The 18,783-nt window shown below is 66.8% G+C and carries 12 protein-coding genes; 11 read left to right on the plus strand and 1 reads right to left on the minus strand.

What is annotated here, in order from left to right:
- The first annotated feature begins 43 nt into the window (after positions 1 to 43).
- Positions 44 to 1,432, plus strand: a complete 1,389-nt coding sequence (locus tag AruPA_RS08565) for an ethanolamine ammonia-lyase subunit EutB (protein WP_265636240.1) — start codon at positions 44 to 46, stop codon at positions 1,430 to 1,432.
- Positions 1,422 to 2,285 (plus strand): ethanolamine ammonia-lyase subunit EutC, encoded by an 864-nt coding sequence (eutC, locus tag AruPA_RS08570; protein WP_265636241.1) that lies wholly within the window; start codon positions 1,422 to 1,424, stop codon positions 2,283 to 2,285. The genes AruPA_RS08565 and eutC overlap by 11 nt, the downstream gene beginning before the upstream one ends.
- Here eutC and AruPA_RS08575 read toward each other — a convergent pair.
- Positions 2,173 to 3,204: an aldo/keto reductase gene (locus tag AruPA_RS08575; protein ID WP_265636242.1), complete on the minus strand. Its 1,032-nt coding sequence runs from the start codon at positions 3,202 to 3,204 to the stop codon at positions 2,173 to 2,175. The genes eutC and AruPA_RS08575 overlap by 113 nt on opposite strands.
- A 220-nt stretch (positions 3,205 to 3,424) precedes the next feature.
- Here AruPA_RS08575 and AruPA_RS08580 point away from each other — a divergent pair, with 220 nt between their 5' ends.
- The 9 genes from AruPA_RS08580 to AruPA_RS08620 all read left to right on the plus strand — a co-directional run bounded on the left by AruPA_RS08580 (position 3,425) and on the right by AruPA_RS08620 (position 18,747).
- A complete protein-coding gene (locus AruPA_RS08580) occupies positions 3,425 to 4,123 on the plus strand; it encodes a hypothetical protein (protein ID WP_265636243.1) in 699 nt (232 codons plus the stop codon).
- A gap of 203 nt (positions 4,124 to 4,326) precedes the next feature.
- Positions 4,327 to 5,469, plus strand: coding sequence for a branched-chain amino acid ABC transporter substrate-binding protein (locus tag AruPA_RS08585; protein WP_265636244.1), 1,143 nt, complete (start codon positions 4,327 to 4,329; stop codon positions 5,467 to 5,469).
- A gap of 12 nt (positions 5,470 to 5,481) precedes the next feature.
- On the plus strand, positions 5,482 to 6,384 hold the full coding sequence (locus tag AruPA_RS08590; RefSeq protein WP_265636245.1) for a branched-chain amino acid ABC transporter permease: 903 nt from the start codon (positions 5,482 to 5,484) through the stop codon (positions 6,382 to 6,384).
- Entirely contained in the window at positions 6,384 to 7,316 is a 933-nt protein-coding gene (locus tag AruPA_RS08595) for a branched-chain amino acid ABC transporter permease (protein ID WP_265636246.1), read from the plus strand. The genes AruPA_RS08590 and AruPA_RS08595 overlap by 1 nt, the downstream gene beginning before the upstream one ends.
- Positions 7,313 to 8,095 (plus strand): ABC transporter ATP-binding protein, encoded by a 783-nt coding sequence (locus tag AruPA_RS08600; RefSeq protein ID WP_265636247.1) that lies wholly within the window; start codon positions 7,313 to 7,315, stop codon positions 8,093 to 8,095. Before AruPA_RS08595 ends, AruPA_RS08600 begins: the two co-directional genes overlap by 4 nt.
- Positions 8,092 to 8,808, plus strand: a complete 717-nt coding sequence (locus AruPA_RS08605; RefSeq protein WP_265636248.1) for an ABC transporter ATP-binding protein — start codon at positions 8,092 to 8,094, stop codon at positions 8,806 to 8,808. Before AruPA_RS08600 ends, AruPA_RS08605 begins: the two co-directional genes overlap by 4 nt.
- A 371-nt stretch (positions 8,809 to 9,179) precedes the next feature.
- Positions 9,180 to 16,547, plus strand: a complete 7,368-nt coding sequence (locus AruPA_RS08610) for a type I polyketide synthase (protein ID WP_265636249.1) — start codon at positions 9,180 to 9,182, stop codon at positions 16,545 to 16,547.
- Entirely contained in the window at positions 16,544 to 17,935 is a 1,392-nt protein-coding gene (locus AruPA_RS08615) for an aminotransferase class I/II-fold pyridoxal phosphate-dependent enzyme (protein WP_265636250.1), read from the plus strand. Before AruPA_RS08610 ends, AruPA_RS08615 begins: the two co-directional genes overlap by 4 nt.
- Positions 17,935 to 18,747, plus strand: coding sequence for an SDR family oxidoreductase (locus AruPA_RS08620; RefSeq protein WP_265636251.1), 813 nt, complete (start codon positions 17,935 to 17,937; stop codon positions 18,745 to 18,747). Before AruPA_RS08615 ends, AruPA_RS08620 begins: the two co-directional genes overlap by 1 nt.
- Positions 18,748 to 18,783 lie beyond the last annotated feature (36 nt).

The following is an 18,783-nucleotide window of genomic DNA, read 5'->3' on the forward strand; positions in this document are numbered from 1 at the left end:
AAAAAGAAGTGCTTCCCTGCTCTTTTTCCCCCTATACTCCCGTATGCCCCGCTATTCCGCCATCCTGAGCGGCGAGACCTTCCGGTTCGAGACGCTGAAACAGGTTCTCGCCTGTGCCTCACCCCGCCGTTCCGGCGATGAACTGGCCGGCCTCGCCGCCACATCCGATGCCCAGCGTGTCGCCGCCCGCACTGTTCTCGCCGATGTACCGCTGAAAACCTTCCTCAGCGAAGCGCTCATCCCCTATGAGAGCGACGACGTCACCCGCCTCATCATCGACACGCACGATGCCGCTGCCTTCGCCCCAATCGCTCATCTCACGGTGGGCGGATTGCGCGACTGGCTGCTCTCCTACGAGGCCGATACCCAAGCGCTCCAGGCGCTCGCCCCCGGCCTGACGCCCGAAATGGTGGCCGGCGTCTCCAAGCTGATGCGTAACCAGGACCTCATCGCGGTCGCGCGCAAATGCAGCGTCGTCACCCGCTTTCGCAACACCATCGGCCTGCCAGGCCACCTCTCCACCCGGCTGCAACCCAACCACCCGACCGATGATCTGCGGGGCATCGCCGCCGCCACGCTCGATGGCCTGCTCTACGGCACCGGCGATGCCGTGATCGGCGTCAACCCCGCGACCGACAACGTGCCCAACTGCCTCGCCCTGCTCGACATGCTCGACACGCTGCGCCAGCGCTACGATATCCCCACGCAGACCTGCGTGCTCACCCATGTCACCAACGCCATCGAAATCATGAACCGGCGCGGCGCGGTCGATCTGGTGTTCCAATCCATCGCGGGGTCAGAGGCCGCCAACGCCGGCTTTGGCGTCAGCCTCCCCATCCTCGCCGAAGCGCAGGACGCCGCTCTGTCGCTCGCTCGCGGCACGATCGGCGACAACGTCATGTATTTCGAAACCGGCCAGGGTGCGGCGCTCTCGGCCGATGCGCATTTCGGCATCGACCAGCAGACCATCGAAGCGCGCGCCTACGCCGTCGCCCGCCATTTCAAACCCCTGCTGGTCAACACCGTGGTCGGCTTCATCGGCCCCGAGTATCTCTACGACGGTAAACAGATCATCCGCGCCGGCCTCGAAGATCATTTCTGCGGCAAGCTGCTCGGCGTGCCGATGGGGTGCGACGTCTGCTACACCAACCACGCCGAAGCCGATCAGGACGATATGGACACGCTGATGACCCTGCTCGCCACCGCCGGCGTCACCTTCGTCATCACCGTCCCCGGTGCGGACGACGTCATGCTGAACTACCAGAGCCTGTCCTACCACGACCTGCTCTACCTGCGCTCTACCTTCGGAGTCCGCGCCGCCCCCGAATTCGAAGCCTGGCTCGACACCATGGGCATGACCGACCGCCAAGGCCGCATCAAACTACCCGAACGCCAGTTCGTCCAACGCCTGATCGGCGCCGATGCCGCCTGAGCCCGATTTCGTCGCCAACCAAACGAACGACCCCTGGTCCAAACTCCGCGCCACCACAAATGCGCGCATCGGCCTCGGCCGCATCGGCGATGCGATGCCGATCCGCGACGTGCTCGATTTCCAACTCGCGCACGCCAAGGCGCGCGATGCGGTGCACGCTCGTCTCGATGTCGAAACCCTGCGCGCAGCGCTCGAACCGCCGGTCATCGTGGTCCGCAGCGAAGCCACCAGCCGCGAACAATATCTCCGCCGCCCCGACCTCGGCCGCCGCCTGCACCCCGATTGCCGGCCCCTGCTGATCCCGGGCGACTACGACGCGGTCTTCGTTATCGCCGATGGCCTCTCCGCCACCGCTGTCGCCGCCCACGCCATCCCCACACTCAACGCCGTGCGCCGCCGTCTGGCAAACCTGCGCATCGCCCCCATCGTCATCGCCACCCAGGCCCGCGTCGCCATCGGCGATGACATCGGCGAAGCCCTCAACGCCAGGCTCTGTGCCATCCTGATCGGCGAACGCCCCGGCCTCAGCGTCGCCGAAAGCCTCGGCATCTACCTCACCTACGCCCCGAGACGCGGCTGCCGCGATTGCGCGCGCAACTGCATCTCCAACATCCACACCACAGGCGGCCTCGCGCACGATGCCGCGGCGGACACCCTCGCCTGGCTGATACACGAAGCGCTGCATCGCCAACTGACAGGGGTGGGCCTCAAGGAAGACGCCCAGGGGGTTCTACCGCCAACTACCAGGCCGTTGGCTTCGGGTTCCGATCATCGAACCCCATCTGGTGCCAGTACGGATAAATCGGCGTCTGATGGCTCGCCTGATCCAGCAGTGCGATCTGTTCACTCGTGAGCGACCAGCCGACGACGTCCAGATTGTGCGTCAGCTGCGCCTCGGTACGTGCTCCGATCACAATATTGGCCACGGTCGGCCGCTGCAACAGCCAGTTCAGCGCCACCTGCGCGACCGATTTGCCGGTATCCCCGGCGACGATATCGAGCGCATCGACCACGGTATATAAATATTCGTCATCGACGGTCGGCCCGCCTTCCGCCCCACCGGCCGCGATCCGGCCGGAGGTGTTCGGCTGCCCCCGGCGGATCTTGCCGGTCAGCCGCCCCCAGCCCAGCGGGCTCCACACCATCAAACCAACCCCTTGATCGAGCCCGAGGGGCATCAGCTCCCATTCGTAATGCCGGCCGACCAGCGAATAATACCCCTGGTAGGCCACATACCGCGCCAGCCCGTATTTCTCCGAGGTCGCGAGCGACTTCATCAGATGCCAGCCGGAAAAATTCGACGCGCCGATATACAGGATCTTGCCGGCACCGATCAGATCGTCCAGCGCCCGCAGCGTCTCATCGACCGGTGCCAAGGCGTCGAACCCATGCATGAAATACAGGTCGATATGATCGGTGCCGAGCCGCTTCAGGCTAGCCTCGCATGCCCGCACCAGATGATAGCGCGATGATCCGCGCTCGTTCGGTCCCTCGCCGGTCGGAAACGTCGCCTTCGACGATATCAGGGCCCGGCTCCGCTTGCCCTTCAGCGCCTGGCCGAGAATCTCTTCGGACATCCCTTGCGAATAGACATCTGCGGTATCGAAAAAATTCACCCCGGCATCGAGGCACAGGTCAACCATCCGTGCCGCCTCCGCCACATCGGTCTCGCCCCAGCGGCGAAAGAATTCGTTGCTGCCGCCAAAGGTCGCGGTGCCGAGGCTGAGCACCGGCACCTTGAGGCCCGAGCGTCCGAGTTGACGATATTCCATGGGGCTGTTCCTGTCATGCCATGCGTCCTCCCCGACGGGAGGACAGTTCATTGCCGGCAAAGTACAGCCCCGCTGTCGTTTTTGTCCACCGCCTGTCCAATCCGTTCCCAAACCGGGCACCGCACATTACCAAATTATCACCGGCCCTTCCGGCCTTTCGTCGTCGCGATAGCGTACCATCTCTACGGAGACGTAATGTCTCACAGCAAAGGCAACCATCATGAAGCGATTCGTCACCATCAGCCTCGCCGCCGCCGCAGCGGTTTCGGTTGCCTCGCTCAGCGCGCTGGCAGCACCAGCGCCGCTGCGCCTGCGCGGCACCATCACCGCAATCAGCGCCGATAAGCTGACCATCAAGACCAACGGCGGCAAGACCCAGCCGGTCATGATCGGCGGCGGCACCCATTTCCTCAAAGTCGAAAAATCCTCGCTCGGGATGATCGACAAGAACACCTACATCGGCACCGCGACCAAAACCGTCGGCTCGCAGCTGATCGCCCTCGAAGTCGTCATCTTTCCCAACGCGATGCGCGGCACCGGCGAAGGCCATTATGCGTGGGATAAACTGCCCGATACCACCCGGCCCGGCGGTACCAGGACCGCGAGCACCATGACCAACGGCAACGTCGCCGCGGTCTCGAACAGCGCGCCCGGCCGCAAGGTCGCCAGCACCATGACCAATGGCAACGTCGCCGCCACCACATCGGGTGACGGCGTCAAACGCCTCACCGTCACCTACAAAGGCGGCGAGCAGACCATCCTGGTTCCCCCCACCGCACCGATCGTCAAATTCGCGCCAGGCACAAAAGCCGATGCCATGGTCGGCGCCCACGTTTTCATCAAGGCCAGCGAAACCGACGGCAAGATCACCGCCGACGCCGTCGCCATCGGCGTCCATGGCGTCGTCCCGCCGATGTGACAGCGCCAAGACGAGCGGCCTCCTCAGTCAGCAGCACACCCCAGCGCATAGGGTCGGATGAGCCCCGACCCTCGATGGAGCCCATCCCGCCGGCTGATCATTCGGACCCTACAATACGGGTCCGGTTGTCCGTGGTGGCGTTTCATGATGTAACATTGCGGTCATCTGCAACGAACGGCGATCACCAGACAGGGGAACTTCGAATGCTCAGAACATCGACAATCGGCCTCGGCATATCCGTCGTACTGCTCGGGGCTTCCGGCGCGGCACACGCTGCGCCCCCGATCAAAATCGGGGTCCAGGCACCGATTACCGGCACCTATGCCGATGAAGGCCAGGGGATCGCGCGGGCGGTGAAGTTGCTTGCGGCGCAGCAGAATGCCAAGGGCGGGCTGCTCGGCCGCACGATCAAGGTGATCACCTGTGACGACCAGGGCGAGGCGGCGCAGGCGGCAATCTGCGCGCGTCAACTGGTCAACGACCATGTCGTCGCCGTCATCGGCTCATACACCAGCGGTGCCGCGCTCGCCGCCGAGCCGATCTATGCCCGGGCGAACGTAATCCAGACCTCCGACGGCACCAGCAACGAATTGCTCAAGCACGGCTACAAGACCTGGTTCGGCAATGCGGCACCCAATTCGGCGGAAGCGAAATTCACCGCGCATTATCTGGTGGATGTGCGGCACGACAAGAAGATCGCGGTCCTGACCGACCATTCGAGCTTCGCCACCGGCCTGGCCGATGCCGTGGTCGCGGACGTCAAGGCCGCGCACGGCACGATCATCGACAAATCCTTCATCAACGCAGGCTCCCAGAATTTCTCGCCGGTATTGACCAAACTCAAGGCGCTCCAACCCGACGCGCTGTATTTCTCGGGCTATTATTCCGATGGCGGCCTGATCCGTGCGCAGATGGTCCAACTCGGCATGAAAGCCACGTTCATCGGCGGCGATGCCAATCAGAACGTCGCCTTCGCGAAAATCGCGGGTGCCGCGGCAGCCGGTTCGATCATCATCAACGTGCCGGCACCGGCCGATCTGCCGTACCCGGTCGCCAAGCAGTTCGTCGCCGCGTACAAAGCCAAATATGGCGCGCTGCCGCCTTCAGTATTCACGCTGACCAACGCCGACGGCATGCGCGCGGTGATGCAGGCGATCGCCGCGACCAAATCGGTCAAACCCGCCGCGCTCGAAACCTATCTGCACGGCATGAAATCGTTCCAGGGTCTCACCGGCACGTTCGCCTGGAACGCAAGGGGCGAGCGCACCGGCAGCCCGTTCGTCGCGTTCGAAGTCCAGCAAGACGGCACCTATAAAATCCTCTATCCCGCGCCGACCGCGGGCTGAGCGCGGCCCGCTGTGGGCACATTCGTTCAGCAAATCGTCAACGGGCTGACGGTGGGCGGCATCTATGCGCTGATCGCACTGGGTTACACCATGGTCTACGGCGTGATGCGGCTGATCAACTTCGCCCATGGTGACCTGTGCATCCTGGGTGCCTTCGTCGGCCTGACCATGCTGACCGGTTCGGCCGGCGGTGGCCATCCGGGCGCCGCCCTGCTGTTGCTGGCCCTCGTGGTCTCGATCATCGCGATCGCGGGGGCCGGTGTGCTGCTCGAACGAATCGCTTACCGCCCGCTGCGCAAGGCCGATCGTCTGGCCGCGGTGGTCTCCGCGCTCGGCGCCTCGCTGATGATCGAAAACGGCATCATGCTGATCTGGGGCCCGCAGGTGCATGTCTTCCCCTCGAACCTGCTGCCCGCCACCACCTGGCACGTCGCCGGCGCCACCATCAGCTTCGTCCAGGTGATGATCATCCTCGCCTCGCTGGTGCTGATGGCCGCTCTCTATCTCTTCGTGAACCACACCCGCTTCGGCACGGCGATCCGCGCCGCCGCGATCGATCAGGACGCGGCACGGCTGATGGGCATCAACGTCAACCGGGTCATCACCAGCGTGTTCATCATCGGCCCGGGGCTGGGGGCCATCGGCGGCCTGTTCATCGGTATCTATTACCGCGAGGCCTATTTCACGATGGGCTGGACCTACGGGCTCTACGCCTTCATCGCGGCCATTCTCGGCGGCATCGGCAATATTCCGGGTGCGATGCTGGGCGGCGTGCTGCTCGGCTTGTTCAACGCCTTTGCTGCCGGGTACGTCTCAAGCTCCTGGCAGGACGCGATCACCTTCGGCCTGCTGATCGTGATCCTGCTGGTGCGTCCCACCGGTCTGCTCGGCGAGCGCGTCGCGGAGAAGGTCTGATGCGCCGCTTCAAGCTGGACGGACTCAAGCTCGGCGCACTGCTCTGGGCCGCTGGTCTCGCCCTGCCCTTCGCGCTCGATAGCTCCTGGGTTTCGATCGCCGCATTTTTCGCGATCTACGCCATCACCGCGCTGTCGGAGGATGTCATTCTCGGCCGCGCCGGCATGTTCGACATGGGGCATGCGGTCTATTTTGGCATCGGCGCCTATGTCACCGCCATTCTGAACACCACGCTGAACGTGCCGATTCTGCTCACCCTGCCGCTCGCCATGCTGCTCGCCGCCGCCGCGGGCGCGCTGCTCTCTGCCCCGCTGATCCGCCTGCGCGGCGATTATCTGCTGGTCGCGACCATCGGGTTCAACGCCATCTTCGTCCTCGCGATGCAGAACAACCCCGGCGGCATCACCGGCGGGTCGGACGGCATCACCGGCATCGGCGTGCCCTCGCTATTCGGGTTGCAGCTCGAAAGCCAGAGCGCGATGTTCTGGCTCGACTGGGCGCTGCTCGGCCTGGTGCTTCTGGTCATGCGCAATCTCGATACGTGCGAATTCGGCCGCGCGCTGCGATATCTCAAGCAGGACGAACTCGCCGCCAGCACGCTCGGCGTCGATGCCCGGAAGGTGAAAACCCTGGCTTTCGCCCTCGGCGCCGCGCTCGCCGGCCTCGCCGGCACCCTGTTCGCGGTGCAACTCTCCACCGTCAGCCCCTCATCTTTCGTGTTCACCGAATCGGTCACGCTGTTCGCCATCGTCATCGTCGGCGGCCAGGGTTCGATCCCCGGCGTCCTGCTGGGCACCGCGCTGATGTTCGTGGTGCCGCAGATTTTCCGGAGTCTCGCGGAATACCGCTACTTCGTGTTCGGCATCGCGATGATCGCGGTGATGGTGCTGCGCCCGCAGGGCCTGCTGCCGCGCAAACGGAGCGCCGCATGAGCGCGCTGCTCGAACTCGACGGCGTCGGCATCAGCTTCGGCGGTCTGCGCGCCGTGGATGATCTGAGCTTCACCGTCAATGAGGGGCAGATCGTCGGGTTGATCGGGCCCAACGGCGCGGGCAAGACGACGGTCTTCAACATGATCACCGGCGTCTACAAACCTGGCGCCGGCGCGATCCGCTGGCAGGGCAACGACATCACCGGCGCCAAACCCGCCCGCATCGCCACCCTCGGCCTGCGCCGGACGTTTCAGACCATCCGCCTGTTCACTGAGATGAGCGTGTTCGAAAACGTCCGCGCCGGCTACCACCTCGCCGCGCGCCAGCGCTGGTGGCAGGGCCTGCTGGCCCTGCCGGCGCAGCGCGGCGAGGAAGCCGAACTCGCCGCACGCACACACGACATCCTCCGTCGCCTCGACCTTGAAAGCGTCGCGGATGCACCGGCGACCGCGTTGCCTTATGGCGTGCAGCGCCGCGTCGAACTCGCCCGCACCCTGGCCGGGCAACCAAAACTAATCATTCTCGACGAACCCGCCGCCGGGCTGAACGATGCGGAATCGGCCGCCCTCAACGATACGATCTTCATGATCCGCGAGACCGGTGTCACCATCCTGCTGGTCGAGCACGACATGAATGTGGTGATGCAGGTGAGCGACCACATCGTGGTGATCAATTTCGGCCGCAAGATCGCCGAAGGCAACGCGGTCTCGATCCGCGCCGATCCCGCGGTGATCGAGGCCTATCTCGGCCGGGAAGACGACGAGGCAGCCGCGGCATGAGCCTGCTGGTCATCGCGGATTTGCGGGTCGCCTACGGCCAGATCGAGGCGCTGAAAGGCGTCTCCCTTACCGTCGCGGCGGGCGAGGTGGTCGCCATCCTCGGCGCGAACGGTGCCGGCAAGACCACGCTGATGCGCGCAATCTCGGGCCTGCTGCCCAAAACCGGCGGCACCATCGGATTCGAAGGCACCGATATCACCCGCACCAATGCCGACCGCATCGTGCGCCTCGGCATCGCACAATCGCCCGAAGGCCGCCGCGTGTTCGGCACCCTCACGGTCGCGGAAAACCTGAAACTCGGCGGCTTCACCCGCCCGCCCCGCGAGGTTCCCGCGAGCGTCGAGGCCATCTACGCCATGTTCCCCCGCCTCGCCGAGCGCCGTGCCCAGTTCGCTGGCACCTTGTCCGGCGGCGAACAACAGATGCTCGCGATCGGCCGCGCCCTGGTCGCCAAACCCAAACTCCTGCTGCTCGACGAACCCAGCCTCGGCCTCGCCCCGATCATCATCCAGAGCATCTTCCGCAGCCTGCGCAGCATCGCCGATACCGGCGTCACCATCCTGATCGTCGAGCAAAACGCCCGCGCCGCCCTGAAACTGGCCGACCGCGGCTACGTGTTGGAAGTCGGCCGCATCATCCACCAGGACAGCGCAGGCAGTTTGCTCGCGTCGGGCCAGATGCAGGAAGCCTATCTCGGCCGCGCGGCATCTTAAGCCGGCCGTAATCGGTTTTCAGAAGAAAGGTTCTCTTTATTTGTGAACAAAAAGAGAAGCAAAAAAAACTTCGCTAATCTGGGCCCGTGCCGGTCGAAACGACCATGCGCCCGAGTCAGAAAGTTTTTTGCTTCTTTTTTACAAAAAAGAAGTCCTCTTATGCCTTGCCCGCCATCGCGCTGGCCGCGGCCTCTGCGGTGCGCCCAATTCGACCGGCACAAACACTGCCTCACGTCGGCGGCCCCGGTCCATGGTCGATCGGTTCCCGCCCTGTTAAACATCGCCCCTGGCGCTACGGATTTGAGTAGCGCCATGTTATGTTGCAAAATATTAAACTTCTTGCGTTGCCCAGACCGAAAGAGAGCAGTGATTTGATTTCGTTACCCACGAACCCCGCCCGCCCCGACCGTTCGCAGGTTGCCATCAACGGCATCGCCTGCCGTCTGCCCGGTGCCGCGGATGAGGCTGCGTTCTGGCAATTGCTGGTCGATGAACGCTGCGCGGTCGGGCCGCTGCCTGCCGGCCGGTGGCGCGCCGAGCGGTTCTTCCATCCCGACAAGAGCCAGCCCGGCTTCAGCTACACCTTCGCGGGCGGGTATATCGACGATCCGCTGGGGTTCGACCCGGCCGTCTTCGGCATTTCGCCCCGCGAAGCCGCCGAAATCGACCCCCAGCAACGGCTTCTGCTCGATGTCGTCTGGGGTGCGCTCGAAAATGCCGGCATCCCGCCCAGCACGCTGGCCGGCACGGAGGTCGGCGTCTATGTCGGCGCCTCCAGCCTTGATTACGGGAACCTGCACACCACCGATCCCGCCGCGATCGAGAGCCATTTCATGACCGGCAACACCCTCTCGGTGCTGTCCAACCGGATTTCCTACATCTTCGATTTCCACGGTCCCAGCTTCACCATCGACACCGCCTGCTCCTCCTCGCTGGTCGCCTTTGCCGAAGCCCAGGCCGCGATCGCGTCGGGCCGGATCGATGTCGCGATCGTCGCAGGCGTCAACCTGCTGCTCTCACCGACCCCCTTCATCGGCTTCTCCCGCGCCTCGATGCTCTCGCCCACCGGTCTGTGCCGCCCGTTCGCCGCCGCGGCGGATGGCTATGTCCGTGCCGAGGGCGCGGTCGCAATGGTGCTCACGCGGCGCGATGTCGCACTCGAGCGCGGCTATCAGATCCGCGCCGTTGCTCTGGCGTCGGGCATCAATTCGGACGGCCGCACGTCGGGCATCTCGCTTCCCGCGATGGAAGGCCAGCGCGCCCTGCTCGAACGCATCTACGGCGAGGCCGGCATCAACCCCGCCCGCCTGTCCTTCGCCGAAGCGCACGGCACCGGCACCGCCGTGGGCGACCCCGCCGAAGCCACCGCGATCGGCGAGGCGCTCGGGCAGAAACGCGCGGACATCCTGCCGATCGGCTCGGTCAAATCCAACATCGGCCATCTGGAACCGGCTTCCGGTCTTGCCGGCATGTTCAAAGCCGTTCTGGCGATGGAACACCGCCTGCTGCCGCGCACGCTGCACACCGAGACGCTGAACCCGGCGATCGATTTCGGCGCGCTCAACCTCGCCGTGGCAGCAACGGCGTTGCCGCTCGCCGCTACCGGCACGTTGCACGCCGGCATCTCCTCGTTCGGCTTCGGCGGCACCAACGCTCATGTCGTGCTGCGCGCCGCCGAAGGCATCGAAATCGCGACGCCGGCACCCGGCATCCCAGCCCCTGACGCCGCCAGCGCCGGCACCGCGGCGGTGCTGATGCTCTCCGCCCATTCCAAGGCGGCCCTCGCCGCAACCGCCGCCGCCTTCGCCGATCATATGGTGAAAAGCGACATCGCCCCCGCGCGCGTGGCCAACGCCGTCGCCTGGCAGCGAGACCTCGCCGGCCACCGCCTCGCCCTTCCCGTCGACTCTGCCATCGCGATGGCGCAGGCGCTACGGAATTTCGCGCAAACCGGCAGCAATCCCACCATCGCCACCGGCACCGCACCGGCCGCACCGGCGCGGCTGTGCTTCGTGTTCTCCGGCAACGGTTGCCAATGGGCCGGCATGGGCCGCACCGCCTATCAGCGCGCCGCCGCGTTCCGCCAGCGGTTCGACGCGATCGACGCCGCATTCCAGCCGCTCGCCGGCTGGTCCCTGGTCGAAGCCCTGCATGACCCCGATCTGGCGGCACGGCTCAAATTCACCCGCATCGCCCAGCCCATGTTGTTCGCGGTGCAGGCATCGCTCACCGCTGCCCTCGCCGCCGCCGGCATCGCGCCGGACCTGGTGCTGGGCCACAGCGTCGGTGAAGTCGCCGCCGCCGAAGCCGCAGGCGCCATCAGCCTCGCCACCGCGGTGCACATCATCTATCACCGCAGCCAGCAGCAGGAGGATGTCCACGGTCTCGGCACCATGGCGGTCGCCAGCCTGTCGCACGACGCGGCCACCACCCTGATCGAGGAAGCCGGCTTCACCGGCCTCGAAGTCGCCGCCAGCAACAGCCCCACCTCGGTCACGTTGTCGGGCGATGAAGCCACCATCCGCCGCTTCGTCCGCTTCGCGCAGAAGCGCCGCATCGCCACCCGCGTGCTCGATCTCGCCTACCCGTTTCACTCGGCCCTGCTCGCGCCGATCCGCGCCCCCCTGCTCGAAGCGCTTGGGGCGATCGCGGCCAGCAACACCGCAACCGGCTTCATCTCCACCGTCACCGGCGCAGCCCTCGCGGGCGACCGGCTCGATGCCGAATACTGGTGGCACAATGTGCGTGAACCGGTCCGCTTCCGCGACGCGATCGCCACCGCCGCCCGTCAGGGTGCCACGCTGTTCGTCGAAATCGGCCCGCGCCCGATCCTCGGTAACAACATCACCGACACGCTGCGCGACATCGGCGTCGACGGCACGGTACTCGCAAGCTTGGTCGAAGAAAAAAACGGCGCCCTGCCCGGCGATCCGCTCACCGCCATCCTCGCCCGCGCGCTGGCCGCGGGCGCGCGGTTCGATGTGGGGCGCGCCTTCGGTGACCGTCCGGCGCATCGCATCGCTCTGCCGCCCTACGCCTGGCAGCGCCGCCAGTTTCCGCACAACCACACCGCCGAAGCGCTCGATTTCTACGGAACCGCCCCGCTGCACCCGCTGATCGGCAGCCGCCTGCAGGCCGGCGGCACCGAATGGCGCCATCTGCTCGATGCCACGATCGTACCCTATCTGGCCGATCACCGGATCGACGATGAAATCGTCGTCCCCGGCACCGGCTTTGCCGAAATGGCGCTCGCCGTCGCGCGCGAAACCTGGCCCGAAGGCCCGATCGCGCTCGAAGATTTCGACCTGCTGCAATGGCTGCCGCTGCAGGCCGGGCAGATGCGCGAAATCTCGGTCCGTCTCGCCGGCGATACCGGCGTGGTCGAAATCTGGAGCCGCCCCCGCCACGCGGGCGATGAATGGACGCTGCATGCGCGGGGCCGCATCACCCGCCCGGCCTCGGCACCGCCCGCCTTCATCGCCCGCGCCGACCTGCCGCACCACATGACCGCCGAACGCGTCTACGCCAGCGCGAGCGATGCCGGGGTTGATTACGGCCCTTCCTTCCGCCGCGTGCTCGCCGCAGGGCGCGACGACAAGATCATCGAAATCGACCTCGCCCCGATCGAGGCGTCCGCTGGTGCCTTCACCCGCCCGCACATCCTGCACCCGGTGGCGCTCGATGCCGCGTTCCACGCGCTGTTCGAAAACATCAAACTGCGCCAGGGCGAGCGCTACGCCTATCTGCCGGTCCGCTTCGCCAATCTGCGGATCGATCAGGACGACGCAATCCCCGCCCGCGCCCGCGTCGTGGTCGATCGCGAGACCGATCATTCGCTCTCGATCGCCGCCACGCTCTACGCCGCCGATCACAGCGTGATCGCAACCCTGACCGGCGGCCTGTTCCGGGCCGTGGTGTTCGACCGTCGCAAAGCCGCCCCCGCGCTGTTCCACCAGACCGCCATCAGGCTCGAACGCTTCGCCGCCGGTGCCGCGCTGTACCAGGATGCCGTGGCCGCGCTGCAGTACAAGGTGCTAACCGAACGCCCGGAATCCTGGCAGATCCTCGAAGCCTTCGCCCGCGCGCTCGCCCATCAGGCGCTCACCGAATGCCGCGAGACCCAACCGCCATCGCCGCTCGCCGCCAGCCTCTACGCCGGTCTGCAAGCCGCCGGCCTTGCCACCAATACCGGCGATCGCTGGACCCTGGCAGCCGAAACCGGCCTGCCCGCCGCCACCCTGATCCTCGAAGCCTTCGCCGCCGAACACGCCGGCGCCACGCCCGAAATCGTGCTCGGCGCCCAGGCGCTGCGCAGCCTGCCCGCCGCCATCGCCACCGGTGCGCGCGCTGTCGTCAGCGCATCGATCATCGACCAGTTCGAGACCGAGTCGATCCTCGCCGCCCCACTGAACCAGGCCGCCCTCGCTCTGGTCAGCCGCCTCGCTGGTCGCACCGCGCCCGATCCGCTGCGCCTGCTGATTGGCGAACCAGGCTCGATGGGGCTGCTGCACACGCTCCTGCCGCTGATCCGCGCCCAGCGCGCCACCGTCACCATCGCGGGCACCGACGGCAAACGCCTGCGCCACCTCCAGGCCCGGCGCGGCACGGTCGATGGCATCGACATCCTCGACCTCACCGAAACCGATGACGCCCCGATCGAAACCAGATACGATCTCGCCCTGGCTTTCGCCGGCGCCATCACCGACGATGCAACCCTCGCCCGCGGCCTCGCCGCGCGGATCGGCCCCGCCGGCCTGATCGCGGTGCTGCAACCGACCGACTCGATCATGCTCGATGTCCTGCTCGGCGCGACCGATGCCGGCGCCCCGCGCAGCGTCTCCCGCCATGATGCCAGCCGCGCCCTGCTGCACGCGGGTTTCCACGCGATCGAACCGTACCCGACCGGTGCGGGCACCGGCACCATCCTGCTCGCCCGGCCGGATGCCGTCGCAACCCCGGCCGCCGCCGCAGCACCGCCGGCCGTGCTGATCGGCCATGCAGAGTTGTTCGACGCGCTGACCCAAACCATCCATGCCCAGGGCCGCACCGTGCGGTCCATCGCGACCGATCCGGCCGGTTTCGGCGCGGCCTGCGCCAGCATCGCCGCCGCGCACCCGGATCAGACGATCGATTACGTGTTCACCGCCGCCGACCGCAGCCTCGAAGCCAATATCGATCATCTCGCCGCCCTGCTCAGCGCCATCGCAGCCCTGCCCGCCCGGCTCTGGCTGGTGGTGAGTGGGATCGACGGCAGCGACCCCGCCGCCGAAGCCCTGTGGTGTTTCGCCCGCGTCGCGGTCAATGAATATCCCGACATCACCCTCAAACTGATAGACCTCGCACCCGGCCTCGCGCCGGACAGCGCCGCGCCCCATCTCGCCGCGCTACTCGCCGCACCCGGCACCGAGGCGGAATTGCTGATCGATGCCACCGGCATTACCGCCATCCGCCTCGCCAACGGCGTCACCACCGGGCAAATCAGTCATCAGGTCGAGGCCGCGCGGCTCGAACTGCCAGCCAAGGGCGTGCTCTCGCAGTTCGACTGGGTGCCCGCCACCCGCACCGCTCCCGCCGCGCACGAGGTCGAGGTCGAAATCGCTGCCGCCGGTCTGAACTTCCGCGACGTCATGCTCGCCACCGGCCTGCTCGATGACGACGTGCTCGACGATGGGCTGGCCGGCGCGGTGTTCGGCTTCGAATGCGCCGGGCGCGTCGTCCGCGCCGGCAGCGCCGTTACCACGCTGCAACCGGGCGACGCGGTCATGGGCTTCGGCCGCCAGAGTTTCGCCACCCACACCACCGCCGATGCGCGGGTCTTCACCAAACTGCCCGAAGGCATGGCGGTCGAGGCGAGCACCTCAATTCCCGTCGCCTTCCTCACCGCCTGGTACGGGCTGGTCCATCTCGCCCAGTTGCGCGAAGGCGAAACGGTGCTGATCCACGGTGCCGCCGGCGGCGTCGGCATCGCCGCCATGCAGATCGCCCGTGCCCGCGGTGCCCGCATCATCGCCACCGTCAGCTCGCCCGACAAGCGCGCGCTCGCCACACTGTTCGGCGCCGAGTTCATCTTCAACTCCCGCACCACGGCCTTCGCCGATGACATCCGCGATGCGATCGGCGGCGTCGATGTCGTGCTGAACTCCCTGGCCGGCGAAGCCATGCTCGCCAGCCTGAAATGCCTCAAGCCGTTCGGCCGCTTCATCGAACTCGGCAAGCGCGACTATGTCGCCAACACCGCCCTCGGCCTGCGCCCGTTCCGCCGCAACCTGACCTATTTCGGCGTCGACCTCGATCAGCTGCTCGCCGCCAACCTGCCGCTCACCCAGGCTCTGATGCAGGACATCGTGGCGGGCTTCGAACGCGGCGATTTCTGCCCGCTGCCCTACCGCGCGTTCGATGCGCGAGCGGCGGCGGAGGCGTTCCAGTCGATGCAATCGGGCCTGCACATCGGCAAATTGGTGGTCCGCCCGCCATCCCCGCCGATGGCCACGACCGCGCCGGTCCACCGCTTCGAACCGGCCGCCGGCGCGCATCTCGTCGTTGGCGGCACCAGCGGCTTCGGGTTCGAAACCGCCGCCTGGCTCGCCGAACAGGGCGCGCGCACCATTGTCCTCGCCTCGCGCCGCGGCACGCTCGAACCCGCGCTGCAGGCCCGCGCCGAGGCGATGACCAGCCTCGGCACCACCATTCTGGTCGAACCACTCGATGCGACCGACCAGGCCGCGGTCACCGCCCTGATCGCGCGCCTCACCGCCGAACACGGCCGCGTCGCCGGCATCATCCACGCCGCCATGGTGCTCGACGATGGGCTGATCGCCAACCTCACGCCGGCCCGCACGCGCGCGGTGCTGGCCCCCAAGATCATCGGGGCCGCCCAGCTCGACCACGCCACGCGCGATCAGGCGCTCGACTATTTCGTCGCCTATTCCTCCGCCACCACCATGATCGGCAACCCCGGCCAGTCTGCCTATGTCGCCGCCAATGGCTATCTGCAGGGGCTGATGCGCAATCGCCGCGCCCGCGGCCTGCCCGGCCTGGCGGTCGCCTGGGGCGGCATCGCCGATGCCGGCGTGCTGGCGCGCGATCAGGAGACCGCGGCGAAACTCGAACGCATCAGCGGCATCGCCGCGATGCGGGCGCGTGAGGCGCTCGGCTATCTTGGCGGCCTGCTCGCCGCCGGCAACACCGTGCCCGCCACGGTCTACTGCGCCACCATCCGCCCGAACGGGATGCTGCGCGCGCTGAAACTGCTGCAAACCCCAAGTTTCGCGGGCCTGTTCACCACCGCCGACAGCATCAGCGCGGATGCCGGGCTCGACCTCGCCGGCATGATCGCCGGCAAGCCGGACGCCGAAGCCCGCGCCCTGGTGGCCGCGCTCGTCGCCGCCGAAGTTGCCCGCATTCTCCGCCTCGCCGCCGAGGATATCGACCCGGCCCGCCGGCTTGATGAACTGGGGATGGACTCGCTCATGAGCATCGAACTCCGCATGGGCATCGAAACCCGCTTCGGCGTCGAGTTGCCGGTCGTCGCGATCAACTCGGGCGTCAGCGTCAACGATCTCGCCGCCCGCCTGATCGCCGGTGCCGCCGCGACCACGGCCGACGCCCCTGCAGGCCTCGGCGATGCCGAACGCCGCCTGCTGATGCAGCACGGCGCGCGCGACATCGGCGTCTCCGAACTGATGGCCGTCAACGAAGCGATCGAGGCGCAGCGCAGCACCGCGGGGACCTTGCTATGAAGACCGAAGGCGGGCGGTTCAGCCGTGGCTTCAAGGCCGCCCTGCTGGAAACCATGGTCAAGACCCCCGCGGTCGAACCCCCGCTGCACGGCGGTACCAGAACGCCGGGCGCGGCAACGTCAGGCGGCAAATTCGATACGTCTTTCGAAACCCTGCCCGCCTATCAGGCCTTCCGCACCCAGCGCGCGGTGGCCGATGCGCTGCATCTGAACTTCCCGTTCTACCGGGTGCACGATGCCATGGCCGGTGCGCGCAGCGTGATCGCCGGCCAGCCGGTGATCAATTTCGCTTCCTACGACTACCTCGGCCTGAATGGCCACCCGGACATCACCGCCGCCGTGATCGAGGCGACAAAAACCTGGGGCACCAGCGTTTCCGCCAGCCGGATCACCGCCGGCGAGCGCGATTTCCACCGCCAGCTGGAACGCGCCCTGGCCGACATCTATGAGGCGGATGACGCGCTGGTGTTTGTCAGCGGCCACGCCACGGCCATCTCCACGGTCGCTGCCCTGCTGGGCCCGAAGGATTTGATCCTGCACGACAGCCTGATCCACAACTGCGTCGTGGTCGGCGCCCAGCTCAGCGGCGCCACCCGCCGGCCGTTCCCGCACAACGACCTCGCCGGCCTCGAGGCCATGCTCGCCGCCACGCGCGACAAATTCGAACGCGTCATGATCATCACCGAAGGCCTGTTCTCGATGGACGGCGACGGTCCCGACCTTGCCCGCCTGGTCGACATCAAGGACCGCTTCGATTGCTGGTTGATGGTCGATGAAGCCCACTCGGTCGGCGTGCTCGGCGCCACCGGCCGCGGCATCGCCGAACAAGCCGGCGTCGATCCCCGCCGCGTCGATATCTGGCTCGGCACGCTGTCGAAAACCCTGGTCAGCTGCGGCGGCTACGTCGCCGGCAGCCGCCCGCTGATCGATTTCCTGAAACTCGCCGCCCCCGGCATGGTCTACAGCGTTGGTATGTCCGCGCCCGCAGCGCTCGCCGCTCTCACCGCTATCGAGATCATGCGCCGCGAACCCGCGCGTATCGCCCGCCTGCAGGCCAACGGCCAGCTGTTCCTCCACCTCGCCCGCGAAGCCGGACTCGAGGTCGGCACCAGCGCCGGCTACGCCGTCACACCGGTCATCATCGGCGACTCCCTGCGCACCGTCCTGCTGGCCGAACGCCTGCTCAAACGCGGCATCAACGCCTTTCCGATCGTGCCGCCCGGCGTGCCGGAGAAGTCCGCCCGGTTGCGGTTCTTCATCTCGTCGGAACACACCGAAGCCGAAATCCGCGCCGCGGTTGCCGCCACCGCCGAAGAAGTCGCGGGCGTCGAACGCGAAGGCATCTCGCTCGGGACGATCGCCAAACTGATGATCAAGCGCGCCACCTGATGACCACACCAAACCGCATCGTCATTACCGGCGCGTCCAGCGGCATCGGCGCTGCACTCGCACTTCATTACGCCGCACCGGGCGTCATGCTCATTCTCATCGCCCGCAACGAGACCCGCCTCGCCACCATCGCCACCGCCGCACGCGCCAAGGGTGCGATCGTCGAAACCGCCAGCATCGATACCCGCGACACGGCAACCCTCACGGCGTTCCTCACCGCCAGCGACAGCGCCCATCCGATTGATCTGCTGATCGCCAACGCCGGCGTGCTCGAAGGCCGCACCGCCGATGGCACCCTGGAAGATTTCGCCACTGCCGCCCGCGTTATTGAAATCAACCTGCTCGGCGCCCTTGCCACCGCGCACGCCGTCCTGGCCGCCATGCGCAGTCGGAACCGCGGCCACATCGTCCTGGTCAGCTCGCTCGCCGCCTTCTCGCCCCTGACCGACGCACCCGCCTACAGCGCCAGCAAGTCAGGACTATTGTCCTACGGCCTCGCGTTGCGCGCCGCCCTCGCCGGTACCGGCGTCACAGTCTCTGTCGCCTGCCCGGGTTATGTCGAAAGCGCGATGACCGACACCCATATCGGCGAACAACCCATGAAACTCAAAGCCCCCCAGGCCGCCACGCTTATCGCCCGCGGCATCGCCGCCAAGCAGGCCGTCATCGGCTTCCCGCGCCCGCTCTACCTCGGGTCCCTGCTTTCCGCGATCATTCCCGAACCGCTCCGCCTGTTCTTTACGAAATCCATGCGCTTCCACGTCGCAGCCGAGCGACCGCCGCACTGTTATGGTCAGCGGCGACCGCGATAGCGGGGGCGTTGTGCGTCGCGCGACACAGATCGTCAG

Origin of the sequence: Acidiphilium sp. PA (assembly GCF_026191915.1) — a bacterium.
Taxonomy (GTDB): Bacteria; Pseudomonadota; Alphaproteobacteria; order Acetobacterales; family Acetobacteraceae; genus Acidiphilium.

Bases quoted from the DNA above. Each gene is read 5' to 3' on its own strand.
- AruPA_RS08565 (WP_265636240.1), top strand. From the start codon at position 44: ATGCCCCGCTATTCCGCCATCCTGAGCGGCGAGACCTTCCGGTTCGAG.
- eutC (WP_265636241.1), top strand. From the start codon at position 1,422: ATGCCGCCTGAGCCCGATTTCGTCGCCAACCAAACGAACGACCCCTGG.
- AruPA_RS08575 (WP_265636242.1), bottom strand. From the start codon at position 3,204: ATGGAATATCGTCAACTCGGACGCTCGGGCCTCAAGGTGCCGGTGCTC.
- AruPA_RS08580 (WP_265636243.1), top strand. From the start codon at position 3,425: ATGAAGCGATTCGTCACCATCAGCCTCGCCGCCGCCGCAGCGGTTTCG.
- AruPA_RS08585 (WP_265636244.1), top strand. From the start codon at position 4,327: ATGCTCAGAACATCGACAATCGGCCTCGGCATATCCGTCGTACTGCTC.
- AruPA_RS08595 (WP_265636246.1), top strand. From the start codon at position 6,384: ATGCGCCGCTTCAAGCTGGACGGACTCAAGCTCGGCGCACTGCTCTGG.
- AruPA_RS08600 (WP_265636247.1), top strand. From the start codon at position 7,313: ATGAGCGCGCTGCTCGAACTCGACGGCGTCGGCATCAGCTTCGGCGGT.
- AruPA_RS08605 (WP_265636248.1), top strand. From the start codon at position 8,092: ATGAGCCTGCTGGTCATCGCGGATTTGCGGGTCGCCTACGGCCAGATC.
- AruPA_RS08615 (WP_265636250.1), top strand. From the start codon at position 16,544: ATGAAGACCGAAGGCGGGCGGTTCAGCCGTGGCTTCAAGGCCGCCCTG.
- AruPA_RS08620 (WP_265636251.1), top strand. From the start codon at position 17,935: ATGACCACACCAAACCGCATCGTCATTACCGGCGCGTCCAGCGGCATC.